We start from the raw sequence: 18,344 nt of genomic DNA, 5'->3' as shown, positions 1-18,344 counted from the left end.
TTGAAGTAGGGACGCTAGTCTCTATGGAGCCGACCTTGAAATACCACCCTGTTTTGTTTGAGTTCTAAACCTGGTTCCGTTATCCGGATCGGGGACAGTGCATGGTAGGCAGTTTGACTGGGGCGGTCTCCTCCCAAAGTGTAACGGAGGAGTTCGAAGGTACGCTAGGTACGGTCGGACATCGTGCTAATAGTGCAATGGCATAAGCGTGCTTAACTGCGAGACTGACAAGTCGAGCAGGTACGAAAGTAGGACATAGTGATCCGGTGGTTCTGTATGGAAGGGCCATCGCTCAACGGATAAAAGGTACTCTGGGGATAACAGGCTGATTCCTCCCAAGAGTTCATATCGACGGGGGAGTTTGGCACCTCGATGTCGGCTCATCACATCCTGGGGCTGTAGCCGGTCCCAAGGGTATGGCTGTTCGCCATTTAAAGTGGTACGTGAGCTGGGTTTAAAACGTCGTGAGACAGTTTGGTCCCTATCTGCCGTGGGCGTTGGAAGTTTGAAGGGGGCTGCTCCTAGTACGAGAGGACCGGAGTGGACGAACCTCTGGTGTATCGGTTGTCACGCCAGTGGCATTGCCGAGTAGCTAAGTTCGGAAGAGATAACCGCTGAAAGCATCTAAGCGGGAAACTCGCCTTGAGATGAGACTTCCCGGGAACTAGATTCCCCTAAAGGGTCGTTCGAGACCAGGACGTTGATAGGTCAGGTGTGGAAGCGCAGTAATGCGTTAAGCTAACTGATACTAATTGCCCGTGCGGCTTGTTCCTATAACATTAGCTCTGTTATAGACAAGTTGAGCATATATTGTGTTTGCCCTAGTGCATCACACCCCAGAATCTAAAATACTTCTTCCAGTTTGGGTTGGTTGCTGCTCCATCGAGAGCAACTGACTTTACAAGTTATGCCTGATGACTATAGCAAGTTGGTACCACCCCTTCCCATCCCGAACAGGACCGTGAAACGACTTCGCGCCGATGATAGTGCTGCAACCAGTGTGAAAGTAGGTCATCGTCAGGCTTGTTACTCCGCAGAACCCTCGTTACGAAAGTAACGAGGGTTTTTGCTTTGCGCGATCGGGTTGTGTCTGAGGGCATGACTCCCGTTCGGATCATGCTTGCGCTAGCCTCCTGCCTTCCCAGAGCAGTCCTTCCTGCTCTCGTGCATGACGCACGATTCCCTACCTGAAACTTCATTTCCCCTTACCCTCCTTTCTCCTACTGCCTGGACTTTCATCTTGTCCACAGCACTTTCTTTCATATCACCCAATTACCAGCCCCTATCTTGTCCACAGCGCAAATTCCTCCGGGACGCTTTCGATTTATCCACAGGAAAATCAGCTAGCCAACACAGGAAGACCAACAAAACTTATACACAAGCACGCCGCACACAGCGAAGCAACCGCAGGCGCCCGGCACGGACAAACAGGAAGCAATGAGGAAGATCAGCAGAGAAGGAAGTCAGGCTGGCCGCACGCAGCGACCAGCCATCACAGCAGGAACAACCAGAACAGCAAGAACCAACAGACCAGGACTACCAGCAATACGCCAAGCGCATCAAGCCGCCAGCAGATAGGCACCGACAGCAGCAATCCCTACTCCGCCGATGCGCACCACACGGTCAGCCATCTTCTGCCCAGCCACCAGGCCAATACCCAGGCCAGCTGCGTGCAGCAGAGCCGTCGCCACGATGAAGCCGGTGCCATACAGCGCCGCCGAGCTGCCATGCGGCAGTTCAACGCCGTGTGCATAACCATGGAACATGGCAAACAGCGACACCACCAGCGTGCTGCCCCACAGCGGCATCCGCACGGCAAAGGCGATCAGCAGACCCAGCACCGCCACCGAGGCAGCGATACCAGTTTCCACGCCTGGCACCTGAACACCAGAAAAGGCCAGCAACGCCCCCATCACCATCATCAGCGGAAAGGCCAGCGGCAGCACCCACAGCGCGCGTTGCTTGTTCTGCGCAGCCCACACACCCACGGCCAGCATTGCCAGCAAGTGGTCGATGCCCGAGAACGGATGGGCGAAGCCGGCTGCCATGCTGGCCGAGCCATTCATGGTGGAGTCGGGATGTCCGGGGTGTGCCAGTGCGACACCGGTCGCCAGCACGGTGATGGCCAGAACGCCCAGGCGGGCGCGGGTCTTGGTCGAGAGCGTCAACATGATTTCTCCTTGGGCAGATACGATAGTTTCCAGATGCTGCAACAGGGCAGCTTCAGTGGCCGGGCTTTTCATCCAGCAAGCCTTGCTTGCGGATGTAGTCGATCACCTTTTCCACACCCTCGCCGCTGCGCAGATTGGTGAACACGAAGGGGCGCTCGCCGCGCATACGCTTGGCATCGGCCGCCATGATATCCAGATTGGCTCCTACATAGGGCGCCAGGTCGGTCTTGTTGATGATGAGCAGGTCCGAACGAGTGATGCCGGGGCCACCCTTGCGCGGGATCTTCTCGCCGCCGGCGACATCGATCACATAGATGGTCAGGTCCGACAGTTCCGGGCTGAAAGTCGCCGCCAGATTGTCCCCACCGGACTCCACCAGGATCAGATCCAGGTCCGGGAAATCGGCGCTCATGCGGGCAATCGCCTCCAGGTTGATCGAGGCATCCTCGCGAATCGCAGTGTGCGGGCAGCCACCGGTCTCCACCCCCATCAGGCGCTCGGCCGGCAAGGCATCGGCGCGCAGCAGGATCTCCATGTCTTCCTTGGTATAGATGTCATTGGTGATGACGGCCATGTCGTAATGGTCGCGCATACGCTTGCACAGCATTTCGCACAGTGCCGTCTTGCCGGAACCGACCGGCCCGCCGATGCCCACGCGCAGCGGATTGGAAGTGGAATTGCTCATGATGGTCTCTTGGTCGTATTGAAACGTAAATGATATAAATAATTAAGAGCGATAGATGCGGCTGTATTGCACCTCATGCTGCATCGACAGCAGCGACAGCCCCGGTGCCCAGTTGCACAGATCGTTATCCTCCAGCGCCAGGGCCGTGGCAGCCGCCTGCTCCAGCTCCGGTTGCAGCGACAGCAAGATGCGCTGTCCCGCTACCTGTCCCAGCGGCACCGTCTTCACGCAGGCCAGCACCTGATTTTCGGCCCAGGCGAACAACATGCCCAGCACCGCCGCCTCACACGGCACTTTCAGCGCCACGGTGGCAAACGCCAGTGCGGTGGGCAGTGGCACCTCGGCCTGCGCCTGCAGCAGCGCCAGCAATGCGGCATCGCCCAGCTTCAGGTCGCTGGCCAGCTTGCCCAGCGAATAACCCATCTGGATGGTCTCGGCGCGAAACTCGGAAGTATCACGCGCAGCCACGAAGCGCTCGGTCCACAGGCTGACCGCAGCTGCATCACGCGCTTCGAAGGCCGCCACCAGCCGTGCAAAAATAGGTGCCTCGAAACGTGCGACCACCTCATGCAAGGCCTGGCCGATCCAGGCCCGCGCGCTGGCTTCGCTGCTGACCCGCCCGTTCTCGATGGCCGCCTCCAGCCCTTGCGAATAGCTATAGGCGCCAATGGGCAGGGAAGGACTGCTCAATTGCAGCAGATGCAGCAAGGCGCTGGCCTGCATGGATCAGCCCTCTTCCTTCTTGTCGCTGGGGCGATGAATCTTCTGCCGCAGCGGGATCGGTGCCAGCGGATGGTGGTGGTGATCATCGCCATGATGATGATGCCCGCCACCATAAGCGCCGGCTTCCGGCTCGAACGCAGCCTGTTCCTCGCTCACGCGCGCGCCCAGGCCTTCCAGCATTTCCTTCAACACCGGATCCTTACGGATGCGCAGGAAACCCACCCCGGCCTCATGCCCGATATGCGCCTGGGTATGACGATTGCCGAGGTGGAAGGCACAGCGCAACAGCAGGTGCGCATCGGTCGCATCGACCCGATAAGTGGCTTCGGCCTTGGCGATGATCTTCACCACGCGACCATCATCGCCGCGCAGCAGGTCACCATCGCGCAGCACGGTGCCGCGCACGGTAAAGACGGCCACGTCCTCGCCCGAGCGCAGCGTGGCACGCAGGCGGCTCTTCTCGCGCTGGTCGTAGGGCAGTTCCAGTTCGCCATCGATCTGGTCGGCCTGGGCTATCTTGGTATTGAGAGTCAGCATGAAAAAATCTAATGAAAATCAGAACAGGAAATAACGTTGTGCCAGCGGCAGCGAACGCGCCGGTTCGCACACCAGCAGTTCGCCATCGGCGCGCACTTCATAGGTCTCGGAATCCACTTCCATCTTTGGCGTGGCGCCGTTGTGGATCATGTCGCGCTTGCGCAGATGGCGCATGTTCTTCACCGCCACCACTGGCTTGTTGAGCTTCAACTGTTCACCGATGCCGGCATCGAAGGCCGCCTGTGACACGAAGGTCATCGAGGTCTTCAGACCGCCGCCATAGGCCCCGAACATCATGCGGTAATGCACCGGCTGCGGTGTCGGAATCGAGGCATTCGGGTCGCCCATCTGGGCCGCTGCGATCATGCCGCTCTTCAAGATCATCGACGGCTTGGCGCCGAAGAAGGCCGGTTTCCACAATACGATGTCGGCAATCTTGCCCACCTCCAGCGAACCCACCACGTGCGAGATGCCGTGGGTGATGGCCGGATTGATGGTGTACTTGGCGATGTAGCGCTTGATACGGAAGTTGTCGTTGCGCGAGCTATCTTCCTTGAGCGAGCCGCGCTGCACCTTCATCTTGTGCGCGGTCTGCCAGGTGCGCAGGATCACCTCGCCCACGCGGCCCATGGCCTGCGAGTCGGACGACATCATCGAGATCGCGCCGATGTCATGCAGGATGTCTTCGGCGGCAATGGTCTCGCGGCGAATGCGCGATTCGGCAAAGGCGATGTCTTCGGCGATGGCCGGGTCCAGGTGATGGCAGACCATCAGCATGTCCAGATGTTCGTCCAGCGTGTTGACCGTGAAGGGGCGCGTCGGGTTGGTGGAGGAAGGCAGCACGTTGCCTTCACCCACGGCGGCGATGATGTCGGGTGCGTGACCACCGCCCGCGCCTTCGGTGTGGAAGGTGTGGATGGTGCGATCCTTGAAGGCGGCCAGCGTATGCTCCAGGAAGCCACCTTCGTTCAAGGTGTCAGTGTGGATGGCCACCTGGATGTCCATGCGATCGGCCACCGTCAGACAATTGTCGATGGCCGCCGGAGTGGACCCCCAGTCCTCGTGCAGCTTCAGCCCAATGGCCCCGGCGCGGATCTGTTCTTCCAGCGGCAGCGGCAGGCTGACATTGCCCTTGCCCAGGAAACCGAGATTCATCGGGAAGGCGTCGGCTGCGGCCAGCATGGAATGGATGTGCCAGGGGCCGGGCGTGCAGGTGGTGGCCGCCGTGCCGACTGCCGGACCGGTGCCGCCACCGAGCATGGTGGTCACGCCGCTCATGAGCGCTTCTTCGATCTGTTGCGGGCAGATGAAGTGGATGTGGCTATCGATGCCACCCGCGGTGACGATCATGCCTTCACCGGCGATGATCTCGGTGGCGCCGCCAATGGCCATGGTCACGCCGGGCTGAATGTCCGGGTTGCCGGCCTTGCCGATGCCGGCGATCTTGCCGGACTTGATGCCGATGTCGGCCTTGACGATGCCCCAGTGATCCACGATCAGGGCATTGGTGATGACGGTATCCATCACGTCGGCGTGGGCAAGCTGCGACTGGCCCATGCCGTCGCGGATCACCTTGCCGCCGCCGAACTTCACTTCCTCGCCATAGATCGTATAGTCCTTCTCCACCTCCAGGAACAGCTCGGTATCGGCCAGGCGCACACGGTCGCCTACGGTGGGGCCGAACATCTCGGCATAGGCCGAACGGGAAATCTTGCTCATTTGGTCTGCCCCTTCTTGTCGTTACCGTGCTGTGCCTTCAGCTTGCCCATCACCAGCGCATTGAAACCATAGACGCGCCGGTCGCCGGCCAGCGCCACCAGTTCCACCGTGCGTTCCTGGCCCGGCTCGAAGCGCACCGCGGTGCCGGCTGCGATATTGAGGCGCATCCCGTAGCCCGCTTCGCGCTCGAACAGCAGCGCCGGATTGGTCTCGTAGAAATGGAAGTGGGAGCCGACCTGGATCGGTCGGTCGCCGCTATTGGCCACCGTCACCGTCACGGTGGGGCGGCCGGTGTTGAGTTCGATGTCGCCGGGTTCGACCAGCATTTCGCCTGGAATCATGACGCGCTCCTCAAGGAATCGGATGGTGGACGGTGACCAGCTTGCTGCCATCGGGGAAGGTGGCTTCGACCTGGATATCGGGGATCATCTCCGGCACGCCTTCCATCACGTCGTTACGCGTGAGGATGGTGGTGCCCTCGGACATCAGCTCGGCCACCGTCTTGCCATCGCGTGCCCCTTCCATGATGGCCGCCGTGATCAGCGCCACCGCTTCCGGGTAGTTGAGCTTCAGGCCACGGGCCTTGCGGCGCTCGGCCAGCAGCGCGGCGGTGAAGATCAACAGCTTGTCTTTCTCTCTTGGTGTCAGTTCCATGTGAGCTCCCGGCCGACTGGCGGCCTTCAGGTTCTATAAAGTTCAACGTCGCTTGATGCAGTTTTTCTGATGCAGCTTCTTGATGTATTTTCTTCAGGTCTTCAGCTCTTCAGGTATTCCAGATACGCGGAATCGCCGCTTCCCGGCCCGTCACCGCAGGTCGCAACACATGCCAGGCCGCGTGCAGCCATTGCCGCGCCACCAGGCTGGAGTGGCCCATGTAGCGCGCAATGAAGACCTGCTTCATCAGCGTGGCGCCGCTGCGCCCTTCCAATTGCAGGCCGCCGATGTGCTCGCGCAAACGACCCAGCAAGGCCGCATCCATGCCATCCCCCACCGCGATCAGGGTGGCGCAGATGGTCTGTCCATCCAGTGCCAGCGGTCCTTGCATGGCGCCCGCTTGCGCTTGCAGGCGGCCTTGTTCGAACCACAGCAGCTTGCCGCCACGGCGGATGCTGGTGCGCTGGCTGACCGCACCGGTCGTGAAGCTTTCACCCGATGCCGTGCGGCCGAAGCAGAGGATTTCTGCGCCCAGGTAGGCGGCGTCGGCGGCCAGGGTCACCTCATGTTCCATGCGCACGTCGGCGCCATCGAAGAAGATGGTTTCCTGCGGCAGCCACTCCAGCGTCGCTCCCGCCGCGGCATCGAGCCGCACCGCCTGGCGCGAGGACTGGCCATTGGCACGGTACCACTTGCCCGCACCGGGCGTGGTCAGCAGGGCATGGGCCTTGGCGCCCACCTCGGCCGTGATGGAAAGCTGGTCGCCACCGACGATGCCACCCGGGGGATGGACGATGATGGCGTGGCAGATGGAGGGGTCTTCGGGATAGAGCGGTTTCTGCACCCGCAGCGGGCCGAAGTGCTGGCGCCGCAGCAGGCGCGTGGTGCCTTGGTCATCGGCAAAACCCAGCGCCAGGCGTGCCTGGTCCGGCGCATGTCGCACGGGCGCGCCTGGCGTTGCCGGGGCCGGCATGGGGGCGGGTTCCGGATGGCCGGGGAGTCGTTTCATACCTGGTTCTTCATTGCATGGAAGGCGTCGCCTGCACCGGGCAGGTCGGCGAACATGCGCCTTTATAGCAGACCCGCTGCAAAAGCGCAGCCTTCCTTTGCGCGTGGGCTAGACCGCCAGATGCTTCTTCACGTCCTCGCCATCCATCTGGTCTTGCGTACCCGCTGCCACCACCTCGCCACGCGACATGACCACGAAGGTATCGGCCAACTCGCGGGCAAAGTCGAAATACTGCTCGCACAGCAGGATGCCGATGTCGCCGCGCTGGCGCAGCAGGCTGATGACACGGCCGATATCCTTGATGATGGAAGGCTGGATGCCCTCGGTCGGTTCATCCAGGATGATGAGCTTGGGCTCGGCCAGCAGCGCACGGGCGATGGCCAACTGCTGCTGTTGACCGCCGGAAAGATCGCCGCCGCGACGATGCAGCATTTCCTTCAACACCGGGAAGAGTTCATAGACCTCGCCCTTGATGGTGGATGCACGGCGGCCCGAGAGCGTAGCCATGCCCATGAGCATGTTTTCTTCCACCGTCAGGCGCGCAAAGATCTCGCGTCCCTGCGGCACGTAGGCGATGCCCAGCTTGGCGCGTTGGTGCGGTTTGAGCTTGGTGATGTCCTGGCCTTCGAACATGACATTGCCACGGGCCACCGGCAGCACGCCCATCAGGCATTTCAAGAGCGTAGTCTTGCCCACGCCATTGCGGCCCAGCAGGGACAAGACTTTGCCCTTCTGCACATTGAGCGAGACGCCGCGCAGCGTATGGGCCGCGCCGTAATACTGGTTCAGTTCATTGACTTGCAGCATGGATGAGGGTCTCCGTTCTTATCGTCCCAGGTAGACTTCGATGACGCGCTCGTTGGATTGCACCTGGCGCATATTGCCCTCGGCCAGCACCGATCCTTCGTGCAGCACGGTCACCTTGCCACCTTGGGCAATCTCTTCGACGAAGCCCATGTCGTGTTCCACCACCATGATGGAATGCTTGCCGCGCAGCTCGTTCAATAGCTCGGCGGTACGCGCGGTCTCGGCGTCGGACATGCCGGCCACCGGTTCATCGAGCAACAGCAATTGCGGCTCCTGCATCAACAACATGCCGATCTCCAGCCATTGCTTCTGGCCGTGCGAGAGCAGGCCGGCCATGCGATGTTCCTGGCCGGTCAGGCGGATCAGCTTGAGGATTTCCTCGATCTTGCCGATCTGTTCCGACGACAGGCGCGCAAAGAGCGTGGTCTTGACGCGCTTGTCCATCTTCATCGCCAGTTCCAGGTTCTCGAACACGGTGTGCTGCTCGAACACCGTCGGGCGCTGGAACTTGCGGCCGATGCCGGCGTGGGCGATCTCGTATTCGGTCATCTTGGTCAGGTCGATGGTCTGGCCGAAGAAGGCGGTGCCGGCCGTGGGCCGGGTCTTGCCGGTGATGACGTCCATCATCGTGGTCTTGCCCGCACCATTGGGCCCGATGATGCAGCGCAGTTCACCCACCGAGATATCCAGGTTCAGGTTGTTGATGGCCTTGAAGCCATCGAAGGAGACCGTAATGTTTTCCAGGTAGAGGATGGCGCCGTGGGTGGTATCGACACCTTCGGGTTTGATGCGTTCATAGGATGCGCCGTGATCGGCGCGGGGCGTGTCGACGTTGCCGCCCAGGCCGCCGATGCCTACCGGGTTCTTGCCGGGTTCGACTGCGCTCATGCTGCCTCCTTGGATGCGCTGCCCTCGGCGGGCGCGGCATCGCGTTTCTTGAATTTCTGCACCAGGCCCAGGATGCCCTGCGGCAGGAACAGCGTGACCAGGATGAAGATCAGGCCCAGCGCATACAGCCACAGGTCGGGGAAGGCCGCAGTGAACCAGCTCTTCAAGCCATTGACGGTGAAGGCGCCGATGATGGGACCGATCAGCGTGCCACGGCCACCGACGGCGGCCCAGATCACCATCTCGATGGAATTGGCCGGCGACATTTCGGACGGATTGATGATGCCCACCTGCGGCACGTACAGCGCACCTGCAATGCCGCAGATCACGGCCGACAGCGTCCACACGAAAAGCTTGAACCACAGCGGGTTGTAGCCGATGAACATGAGGCGCGATTCGGAATCGCGCACGCCTTGCAGCACGCGGCCCAGCTTGGAGGTGACGATCATGCGGCACAGTACCAGCGCACCGAACAAGAGCGCCAGCGTCACCAGGTACAGCACCGCCTTGGTGGTGGGCGCGGTGATGGTGAAGCCGAGGATGCGCTTGAAGTCGGTGAAGCCGTTGTTGCCGCCAAAGCCGGTATCGTTGCGGAAGAACAGCAGCATGAAGGCGAAGGTCATGGCCTGCGTGATGATGGAGAAGTACACCCCCTTGATGCGTGAACGGAAGGCAAAGTAACCGAACACGAAGGCCAACAGACCCGGCACCAGCACCACCAGCAGCATGGAGAACCAGAAGTGATCCGTCATCCACCAGTACCAGGGATAGGCCTTCCAGTTCAGGAACACCATGAAGTCCGGCAGGTCGCTCTGGTACACGCCCTCACGGCCGATGGCGCGCATCAGGTACATGCCATGGGCGTATCCGCCCAATGCGAAGAAAACGCCATGTCCCAGCGACAGGATGCCCGTGTAGCCCCATACCAGGTCCAGAGCCAGGGCCGCCATGGCATAGCACATGAACTTTCCGACCAGAGCGACGGTGTAGGACGACACGTGCAGCGCGCTGCCTGCCGGGAACAGCAGATTGCAGATCGGCAGCAGCGCCAGGACGATGGTGCAGACGACGATGCCGGTCCAGGCCGGACGATTGAACAGCGAGGGGCGCATGATCATGGTGCTCATTCCACGCTCCTTCCCTTGAGTGCGAAGAGGCCTTGCGGACGCTTCTGGATGAATACGATGATGAAGACCAGGATGGCGATCTTGGCCAGCACGGCCCCAGCCATCGGCTCCAGGAACTTGTTGACTTCGCCCAGGCCGAAGGCAGCGATGACGGTACCGGCCAACTGACCCACGCCGCCCAGCACCACCACCATGAACGAATCCACGATGTAACCCTGTCCCAGGTCGGGGCCGACGTTGCCCAGCTGCGAGAGCGCTACGCCACCCAGACCGGCGATGCCGCAACCGAGACCGAAGGTCATCATGTCGATCTTGCCGGTGGACACGCCCACGCAATCGGCCATGCGGCGATTCTGCGTGACGGCCCGCACGAACAGACCCAGGCGGGTCTTGTTCAAGATCAGCCACACCGCGAACACCACGAACAGCGCAAAGAACACGATCACGATGCGGTTATAGGACAGCACCAGCGAACCCAGCACAGTGAGGCCGCCCGACATCCAGCTCGGATTGGCCACTTCCACGTTCTGGGCGCCGAAGATGGAGCGCACACATTGCATCAGCATCAGGCTGATGCCCCAGGTGCAGAGCAGGGTTTCCAGCGGACGACCATAGAGCCAACGGATCACCAGGCGTTCCAGCGCAATGCCTACCGCAGCGGCGACGATGAAGGCCGCGGGCAAGGCCACCACCAGGTAGGCATCGATGGCGCCGGGGAAGAACTTGCGGAACACCAACTGGCAGACATAGGTGGTATAGGCGCCGATCATCAGCAATTCACCATGAGCCATGTTGATGATGCCCATCAGACCGAAGGTGATGGCCAGGCCCAGGGCGGCCAGCAGCAGTACGCTGCCCAGCGAGACGCCATAGAACAGCTTGCCGGCGAAGTCGACGATGGCCAGGTGACGGTCCAGCGCAGCCAGGGTGCGCACGGCTTCCACCCGCACGCCTTCATCCGGTTCGACATAGGAGCCATCGGGATTCTTGGCCAGCATGTTTTCCAGGGCCGGCTTCAACGAGGCATTGGTGGTGTCGGCCAGCGTCTTGACGGCGGCGCGGCGCGCGGCCGGGTCGGGAGAATGCAGGTTGGCGGTGGCCTGCACCTGTTGCAGCACGTCCTTGATCTGCGGATCGTTTTCCTTGGCCAGTGCCTTGACGATCAGCGGGATCTGGGCCGGGTCGGCATTCTTGAGCAGATCATTGGCCGCCGCCAGGCGCTCATCGCGTTGCGGCGAGAGCAGCTTCAGGCCCGAGAGCGCACCCTCGACGGCGCCGCGCAGGCGGTTGTTGACGGTGATGCCTTCGGCATCATCGGGGGCCGGACCGCTCTGGTCGGTGGCCGGGTTGAAGGCCTTGCCGGCATCGTCGACGATGAGCACCTCGCCAGCGGGTGTGACATAGAGCGCGTCGCTGTTCAAGGCATTGAGGATCTTGAGCGCGTCTTCATTGGCCAGCGCAGCAATCTGGTTGACGGCGTCGATGCGCGCGTCGGGGTCGTCTCCGCCAAGGGGCTTGAGCAGGGCCGGATCGATGGCTGCGAATGCGCCCAGGGCATGGGCGCAGAGCCAGGTCGCGAGCAGCCCGCGTAGGAACTGGATGGCTGGTTTCATGGTCGGTGTGCGCCTCGAAGCGCGGACCGGGCGATGCTGTGACCGGGGCGAGTCGTCGGGCGATTTTCTTGTGGAGGGAAATGCATCGGGGCGGACGGAGCACCTTCGATACGCCGCTTGCGCGGCTTATCGAAGGCGCTCCGAAGAACGCCTTACAACAACGGCAAGCTTAGTTCTTCTGCTTGCTTTCGTTACCCGGAATGTACGGGCTCCACGGTTGCGCGCGGATGGTGGTCTTGGTCTTGTAGACCACGTTGAACTGACCGTCTGCCTTGATTTCGCCGATCATCACCGGCTTATGCAGGTGGTGGTTGGTCTTGTCCATTTCCAGCGTGTAGCCCGACGGCGCCTTGAAGGTCTGGCCAGCCATGGCGGCGATCACCTTGTCGGTGTCGGTGGACTTGGCCTTTTCCACGGCTTGCGCCCACATGTGGATGCCGACGTAGGTGGCTTCCATCGGATCGTTGGTCACGACGGTATCGGCATTGGGCAGGTTCTTGGCCTTGGCGTATTCCTTCCACTTCTTGATGAAGGCGGCGTTGACCGGATTCTTCACCGATTCGAAGTAGTTCCAGGCCGCCAGGTGGCCCACCAGCGGCTTGGTATCGACACCGCGCAATTCTTCTTCACCCACCGAGAATGCCACCACCGGCACGTCGGTCGCCTTCAGGCCGGCGTTGCCCAGTTCCTTGTAGAAGGGCACGTTGGAGTCGCCATTGATGGTCGAGATCACAGCGGTCTTGCCACCGGCGGAGAACTTCTTGATGTTGGCGACGATGGTCTGGTAGTCGGAGTGGCCGAACGGGGTGTAGACCTCGTCGATGTCGGAATCCTTCACGCCCTTGCTATGCAGGAAGGCGCGCAGGATCTTGTTGGTGGTACGCGGATAGACGTAGTCGGTACCCAAGAGCACGAAGCGCTTGGCGCCGCCGCCTTCCTTGGACATGACGTATTCCACGGCGGGAATGGCTTGCTGGTTGGGCGCCGCACCGGTATAGAAGACGTTCTTCTCCAGTTCTTCACCTTCGTACTGCACCGGGTAGAACAGCAGGCTGTTCAATTCCTTGAAGACTGGCAGCACCGACTTGCGCGACACCGAAGTCCAGCAGCCGAACACCACCGAGACCTTGTCCTGCGAGATCAACTGGCGGGCCTTTTCGGCGAACAGCGGCCAGTTCGAGGCCGGGTCGACCACCACCGGTTCGAGCTTCTTGCCCATCACGCCGCCGGCGGCGTTGATCTCATCGATGGTCATCAGGGCCACGTCCTTCAAGGACGTTTCGGAAATCGCCATGGTGCCCGACAGCGAATGCAGGATACCGACCTTGATGGTGTCGGCAGCGAAGGCCGACGGCAGCCAGGAGGATGCGGCCAGTGCGAAGGCGCCAAGAGCGGTGGCTTTCAGTACGGTACGACGTGACATGTGGTGCTCCCTCGAGAAAAGTTTTGGAAGATTTTTTTCACTGCCCAGTCGCTTTAGCAGATTGCGTGCCAATGCCCGACAATGGGCGCGCGGGCTGCATCAAAGCGGGGCGGGAGGGAGGAGGGGAGGGCGGAAATGTTGTCTGCTACATCAGAATTGCGCACCAAAGCCGAGCGCCATTGTCGACAGCATCGTATCGCAGCAGCAATATTCACCAGCCTGGCGCTCGGCTGCGCGCGATCTTGGTGCGCCGTCGAAAGCGCCATGCCAGGCGGGTTTGCAGGCAATTGACCAAGTGCCCGCAAGATTGTTCAGATTGTTAACAATCGCTTTCAACCCGCGAGAAAACCCGTGACCCAGCTTGGTGCTGTGGGCGATCCTGGATCAACGCAGCAGTACCCGCTGCATGAATTGCCGCAGCGGGAATTCGATCATGTTCTGCAGCATCACTGGCAACTCCAGCGGGCGCATGATCATCTTGATGGTGGTTTCGGGTTTGAGATTGACGCGCACGGTGCGGCTCATGCGCGAGGCCAGTTCCTTCAGGCGCACCGGATCGGCGGCCAGCTCGGGCTTGTACACCAGGGCGACGTGACGGATGGCGCAATCGGCATCCTCGCTCTTCAATTCCAAGGTACGGCGGCTCAGGGTGCTCAACACGCGTGAGCGACCGATCTTTTCTTGCTGGCGGTAGCGTCGGAAGTACTGGTAGAAGTGCTTGTAGTGATTGACTTCGTCAGTGGCGATCAAGCCGGCCAGGTGCTTGAGGACCGGTTCGTCGGTGGCGCGCGCCAGGGCGCGGTAATACGTCGAGGTGCCGGTCTCGACCACGCAACGGGCGGCCAGCTCCTGGGCGCGCGTCGGTTCCAGCAGCTCGACCTTGCAATACTGCGAGTATTCGTCGAGGAAGCCCTGATAGGCGCGCTGCCAGTCGAACTCCGGCCAGACATGCTCGACATAGGCGCGCAGGGCTGCGCCGTGCTGCAGCTCTTCCTGCTCCCACTGCTCGCGCAGCCAGGTCTCGACTTCGGCATCGCCCGCGTAGTACTGCACCAGGTTCTGGGTGTAGAGGTCGGAGCCGCTTTCGACGAAGGAGGCGCAGGCCACCAGATAGAACAGGTCTTCATCCTGTCGCACCCGCTCTCGATCGATACGGTCCAGATCGATGTCATCGATAGTCCAGTGTTTTTTTTCTTGGCGACTCGGGCTCATCTGCAATACCTCTCTTCTGAAATGATGGTTGGTATGGAGATATGATGCAGCGCCAAGACATTGGTTCAGAGCGGCAACGAGTGTCTTGATCTAACTTTGCATTTGCCATGCGCCCTTGTTGCTGTCAGCGTATTGTCAGCCAGGCTTGGGTGACGGGATGACAGAAATTGGGGACGGTTACAGATCCTGGGTCGCATCGCTGCCCAGCACCACCCGGTTGCGTCCCTGGTATTTGGCATGGTACAGCGCCTGGTCGGCGATGCGCAGCATCTGTTCGGCGCTGGTGTGCTCGTCTGGCAGCAGCGAGGCCACGCCGATGCTGGCGGTGATGTAGCCGAAGGGCGAGTCGGCATGGGGCAGCTTGAGCTCGAAGATGGCCTGGCAGATATTCTCGGCCTGCTGCAAGGCATGGGCGGTATCGCTCTCGGCGATGATGACGCTGAATTCCTCGCCGCCATAGCGCGCGACCAGGTCGCTTGCGCGGCGCGAACTCTTCTGCAGCACGCGCGCCACGATGCGCAGGCATTCGTCGCCCGCCAGGTGGCCGTAGCGATCGTTGTATTTCTTGAAGTAATCCACATCCAGCATCAGCAAGGCCAAGGCATGACCGGAGCGCACCGAACGTCGCAGCTCATTGGCCAGCGCTTCATCGAAGCGGCGCCGGTTGGCGACCCCGGTCAGACCATCGGTGGCCGAGAGCGCCTCCAGCTTGCGGTTGGCGCGTTCCAGTTCATGCGTGCGCAGCGCCACCTGTTGTTCCAGTTCTTCCTTGTGCTGCTGCAGCTTGCCGGCCATCTCGTTGAACTTGCGCGACAGCACCGTAATTTCATCGCCCCCGGCCTGCTCCACCCGCACCGTGGTGTCGCCGCTGCCGGCCTCGCGCATGGCGCTCACCAGGCGCTGCAAGGGCAGGCTGATGCTGCGCGCGATGAGTGCTGAGAGCAGCAGCGAAGCGGCAAAGCAGAGCAGGCCGATGGCGATGATCTTGTCGCGCACCGAGCGGGTATCGGCGTTGAGCTTGTCGCTGGGGGTGGCGCTGACCACCCACCAGGAGGTGTGCGGCAGTTGGGCGATGGCGGCGTAGTAGCGCGTCTTGTCGGCCCGCGTATAGGCGATGAAGTCGCTGCTGCGGTGTTGCGTGAGGCTGGCGGTGATGCCTTCCAGCAAGGCCGGGTCGACCGTGCTGGCGTTGCTTTCGCGGCTTTGGACCACCACCGTGCCATCGCTGGCGTCGACGATGAAGATGCTGGAATCGTAGCCCAGGTCCACGCCTTCGAAGATGCTGAAGAAATAGCTCGGTCGCACCCCCACGAAGAGAATGCCGGCCGGACGGTTGTTGCCGGTAAAGCGGATCTCGCGCAGCATGGCCACGCTCTTCTGGCCATGGCCGCCGTTATAGAGCGTCCACCAGGCACGGCCGCTGAGGTCCGGGGCTTCCTCGGCCACGCGACCGATGCTGCTGGCCAGGGGCGCGAAGATCTGCGGGTCGATCACCTGGCGCTTGCGGTCCAGCAGGTACTTCTGGTTCACATCCGGCAGCGAGCCATAGGTGTCCAGCAATACCCGCGCCACGGCGCTGCGAGCGGTGGCACTGGCGGCTTCGCTACCGCTGTAGTAGTCCCCCAGCAGGCGTTGCAATTTATCCGACAGCGCCAGCTCTTCGCTGGTGTCCTCGATTCTTTCCATGCGCAGCATCAGGTTCTGCGCGATCTGCTTGGCCACCTGTACCGAGTAGGCGCGCACTTTGTCCTGGGTGGCGCGGGTGGTCTCGCGATAGGCCAGCAGGCCCGAGATCACCAGCGGCACCAGCGAGACCAGGATGAAGGAAGTGATGAGCCGATAGCGGATCTCGATCTTGCGCAGAAAACCGAGCCAGAGGAAGTCGAACCGTGCGGGCATCTCGCGGCTCTCCCTTACCTGGCTGACAGACGCGCCTGTTCGGCGATGGAATCCTGCAGTACGCGCGCCGCGTGGGCCGGTGATTGACTGCCGGCCAGTACCGCTTGCAGCAAGGGATGCAAGACCTCGATGGTATTGACCGGCAGCAGCGAGTAATACAACCCCGGTGTATTGCCGCTGGCGGCCTCGCCTGCCATCTGCTGGACCAGCGCAAACAGCGCCGGGTCACCACTGACCTCCGGTGCGATGACGCGCATGGGCGGGATGTTCTGGCGTTTGGCCTGCCAGATCGACATGCCCGGCCCGTACAGGAAATCCAGAAACTGTGCCGCCGCCTGCCGATGCCGCGTGTCACTGCGCTGGGCCACGGCAAAGCCAGTCTCGCTGCCCAGCACCGGTTTGAGCGGACGGCCCTTGTCGTTCCAGGGTGGCACGAAGACCCCGACCCGCAGGCCGCTGGTGTTCATGAGCTTGCCGGCGGCCCAGGTTCCCTGGAAGGTCATCGCCGCGCGACCCTCGGCGAACTGGCGCAAGGTGGCGTCGTAACCGGCGCGCAGGCAATCGGCCTGCACCATTTTCTTGTCCATCAGGGTGCGCAGGCGGCTGAAGATGGCAATGCCGTCGGCATTGTCCAGCTGCAAGCTACCCTTGGCGATGCGCTCGCGCCAGTCCGGCACATTGGCCACTGCGTTGGCAAAACCGTAGCTGAAGGGGCCATTGCCCAACATGTTGGGAAAGGCGCCGGAGAGCGCCAGCGGAACGAAACCAGCCTTGCGCAGCGCCGCCCCCGCCGCCAGGAAGGCCTCGAAGTCGCCCGGAGGCGTGCTGATGCCGGCGCGCTCGAACATGTCGCGGTTGTAGTAGATCAGGGTCGTGGCCAGGCCCGAGGGAATGCCGTAGCGGCGCCCACCCGGCGAGGTCCACTCGCGTTGCAACACGGCCAGCAGATCACCCCAGGCGCGGGTATGGCCGAGGTCGGCCAGCATCCCCTGGTCGGCCAGTGCCGCCGTATAGGGGCTGGCATTGACCGAGACGATATCGGGCAGGCTGTCGGTGGCTGCGCGCGGCTTGAGGTTTTCCTCGACCGAATCGCCGATCATGAATTGCAGGTTGATGCGCACCTCGGGATGGGCGTGCATGAAGGCATCGGCCACGCGATGCATCTCCTCGGACCAATCCGGCGCCCACACCAGGGCGGTCAGAACCACCGGTGCGCCGACTGCTGCGGCGCTGGTCTCGGGCGTGGCGGCTTGTTCGTCGTTGCGCTCGCAGCCGTTGAGCAGCAGCGCTGCCGTCACCGCGGCGATGAGATACCGGAGGCCACCGAAGATGCGCCCGGTCATACCAGATGGCCTGCATCCTGGACTACAGCGCGTTCCAGGCCCGCCTGCTGTGGATGGCGTAGATCGGCCAAGCATTGAGTTCCCCCCGCGGCTAAATTTCTTGTCGTGCAGCAATGCGCCGTGGACCGCTCCGACCCGCGCGACATTGTCGGCATCCAGGGCGCTGGTGGGTTCATCCAGCAAGAGCACTGCCGGTTGTCGCAGCAGCGATCTGATCAGGGCGGCGCGCTGGCGTTCTCCAGTCGACAGCTGTGCCAGGTCGGCATCGAGCCTGGCGACCGGCAAGGCCAGGCGCTCGGCCAACACCCTGGCCCGCGCCTGTTGCGATGGCGGGAAATGCGCCATCACCGTGGGCGCCCACCAGGCCGGCTCGGCGGCCTGGTACAGCACCTGGGCGCGCCATTGCGGGGCCGGCATGGCACTGCGCGCCTGGCCGTCCAGCCAGGCTTCACCCCTGACTTGGTCGAGGGTCGCGAGCAGCCTGAGCAAGCGGGTCTTGCCAGCCCCCGAGTCCCCAGCCCACACCAGGCAGTG

At 61.9% G+C, this 18,344-nt stretch carries 16 protein-coding genes, 2 rRNA genes and 1 pseudogene; 2 read left to right on the top strand and 17 right to left on the bottom strand.

What is annotated here, in order from left to right; translation table 11 throughout:
• Together I5W_RS27425 and rrf are read left to right on the top strand one after the other, a co-directional pair.
• Window positions 1-773 (top strand): 23S ribosomal RNA (locus I5W_RS27425); the annotation flags it as partial.
• A 137-nt stretch (window positions 774-910) separates the two neighbouring features.
• Window positions 911-1,023: ribosomal RNA gene (rrf, locus tag I5W_RS27420) — 5S ribosomal RNA — on the top strand.
• Between the two features lie 536 nt (window positions 1,024-1,559).
• On the opposite strand, the gene I5W_RS27415 is transcribed toward rrf, so the two are convergent.
• The 17 genes and pseudogenes from I5W_RS27415 to I5W_RS34350 all read right to left on the bottom strand — a co-directional run.
• On the bottom strand, window positions 1,560-2,171 hold the full coding sequence (locus tag I5W_RS27415) for a HupE/UreJ family protein (RefSeq protein ID WP_044531639.1): 612 nt from the start codon (window positions 2,169-2,171) through the stop codon (window positions 1,560-1,562).
• A gap of 52 nt (window positions 2,172-2,223) precedes the next feature.
• Window positions 2,224-2,856, bottom strand: coding sequence for an urease accessory protein UreG (gene ureG, locus I5W_RS27410; protein ID WP_017452798.1), 633 nt, complete (start codon window positions 2,854-2,856; stop codon window positions 2,224-2,226).
• A 42-nt stretch (window positions 2,857-2,898) separates the two neighbouring features.
• Complete coding sequence (locus tag I5W_RS27405; RefSeq protein ID WP_044531637.1) at window positions 2,899-3,579, bottom strand: urease accessory protein UreF; 681 nt, start codon at window positions 3,577-3,579, stop codon at window positions 2,899-2,901.
• Between the two features lie 3 nt (window positions 3,580-3,582).
• Entirely contained in the window at window positions 3,583-4,116 is a 534-nt protein-coding gene (gene ureE / locus I5W_RS27400) for an urease accessory protein UreE (RefSeq protein WP_017452800.1), read from the bottom strand.
• 18 nt (window positions 4,117-4,134) lie between these two features.
• Window positions 4,135-5,835: an urease subunit alpha gene (ureC, locus tag I5W_RS27395; RefSeq protein ID WP_017455586.1), complete on the bottom strand. Its 1,701-nt coding sequence runs from the start codon at window positions 5,833-5,835 to the stop codon at window positions 4,135-4,137.
• A complete protein-coding gene (locus tag I5W_RS27390; protein WP_017452802.1) occupies window positions 5,832-6,176 on the bottom strand; it encodes an urease subunit beta in 345 nt (114 codons plus the stop codon). The genes ureC and I5W_RS27390 overlap by 4 nt, the downstream gene beginning before the upstream one ends.
• 10 nt (window positions 6,177-6,186) lie before the next feature.
• The gene (locus I5W_RS27385; protein WP_017452803.1) at window positions 6,187-6,489 is read right to left on the bottom strand and encodes an urease subunit gamma; all 303 of its coding nucleotides are present in this window, start codon (window positions 6,487-6,489) and stop codon (window positions 6,187-6,189) included.
• A gap of 109 nt (window positions 6,490-6,598) precedes the next feature.
• Complete coding sequence (locus I5W_RS27380) at window positions 6,599-7,498, bottom strand: urease accessory protein UreD (RefSeq protein WP_374702161.1); 900 nt, start codon at window positions 7,496-7,498, stop codon at window positions 6,599-6,601.
• A 108-nt stretch (window positions 7,499-7,606) separates the two neighbouring features.
• The gene (gene urtE, locus I5W_RS27375; RefSeq protein ID WP_044531635.1) at window positions 7,607-8,305 is read right to left on the bottom strand and encodes an urea ABC transporter ATP-binding subunit UrtE; all 699 of its coding nucleotides are present in this window, start codon (window positions 8,303-8,305) and stop codon (window positions 7,607-7,609) included.
• Between the two features lie 18 nt (window positions 8,306-8,323).
• A complete protein-coding gene (urtD, locus tag I5W_RS27370) occupies window positions 8,324-9,193 on the bottom strand; it encodes an urea ABC transporter ATP-binding protein UrtD (protein WP_044531634.1) in 870 nt (289 codons plus the stop codon).
• Window positions 9,190-10,320: an urea ABC transporter permease subunit UrtC gene (urtC, locus tag I5W_RS27365; RefSeq protein WP_044531633.1), complete on the bottom strand. Its 1,131-nt coding sequence runs from the start codon at window positions 10,318-10,320 to the stop codon at window positions 9,190-9,192. The genes urtD and urtC overlap by 4 nt, the downstream gene beginning before the upstream one ends.
• Window positions 10,317-11,933: an urea ABC transporter permease subunit UrtB gene (gene urtB / locus I5W_RS27360; RefSeq protein ID WP_044531632.1), complete on the bottom strand. Its 1,617-nt coding sequence runs from the start codon at window positions 11,931-11,933 to the stop codon at window positions 10,317-10,319. Before urtB ends, urtC begins: the two co-directional genes overlap by 4 nt.
• 169 nt (window positions 11,934-12,102) lie before the next feature.
• Window positions 12,103-13,356, bottom strand: a complete 1,254-nt coding sequence (gene urtA, locus I5W_RS27355) for an urea ABC transporter substrate-binding protein (RefSeq protein ID WP_044531631.1) — start codon at window positions 13,354-13,356, stop codon at window positions 12,103-12,105.
• A gap of 384 nt (window positions 13,357-13,740) precedes the next feature.
• Window positions 13,741-14,568 carry a ferritin-like domain-containing protein gene (locus I5W_RS27350; protein WP_017452810.1) on the bottom strand — a complete coding sequence of 276 codons (828 nt, stop codon included), beginning with the start codon at window positions 14,566-14,568 and terminating at the stop codon, window positions 13,741-13,743.
• 177 nt (window positions 14,569-14,745) lie between these two features.
• Window positions 14,746-16,467 carry a sensor domain-containing diguanylate cyclase gene (locus I5W_RS27345; RefSeq protein WP_044531630.1) on the bottom strand — a complete coding sequence of 574 codons (1,722 nt, stop codon included), beginning with the start codon at window positions 16,465-16,467 and terminating at the stop codon, window positions 14,746-14,748.
• A 14-nt stretch (window positions 16,468-16,481) separates the two neighbouring features.
• Window positions 16,482-17,810: an ABC transporter substrate-binding protein gene (locus tag I5W_RS27340; RefSeq protein ID WP_044531638.1), complete on the bottom strand. Its 1,329-nt coding sequence runs from the start codon at window positions 17,808-17,810 to the stop codon at window positions 16,482-16,484.
• A gap of 174 nt (window positions 17,811-17,984) precedes the next feature.
• A pseudogene (locus I5W_RS34350) lies at window positions 17,985-18,335 on the bottom strand (ATP-binding cassette domain-containing protein); the annotation flags it as partial.
• Window positions 18,336-18,344: the final 9 nt, after the last annotated feature.

The sequence above is a fragment of the Herbaspirillum sp. B65 genome, assembly GCF_000333555.1.
In the GTDB taxonomy this organism is placed as follows: Bacteria; Pseudomonadota; Gammaproteobacteria; order Burkholderiales; family Burkholderiaceae_D; genus Herbaspirillum; species Herbaspirillum rubrisubalbicans.
Note: the sequence above shows the minus strand (reverse complement) of the source record. Positions and strands in the feature narration are given on the sequence as shown.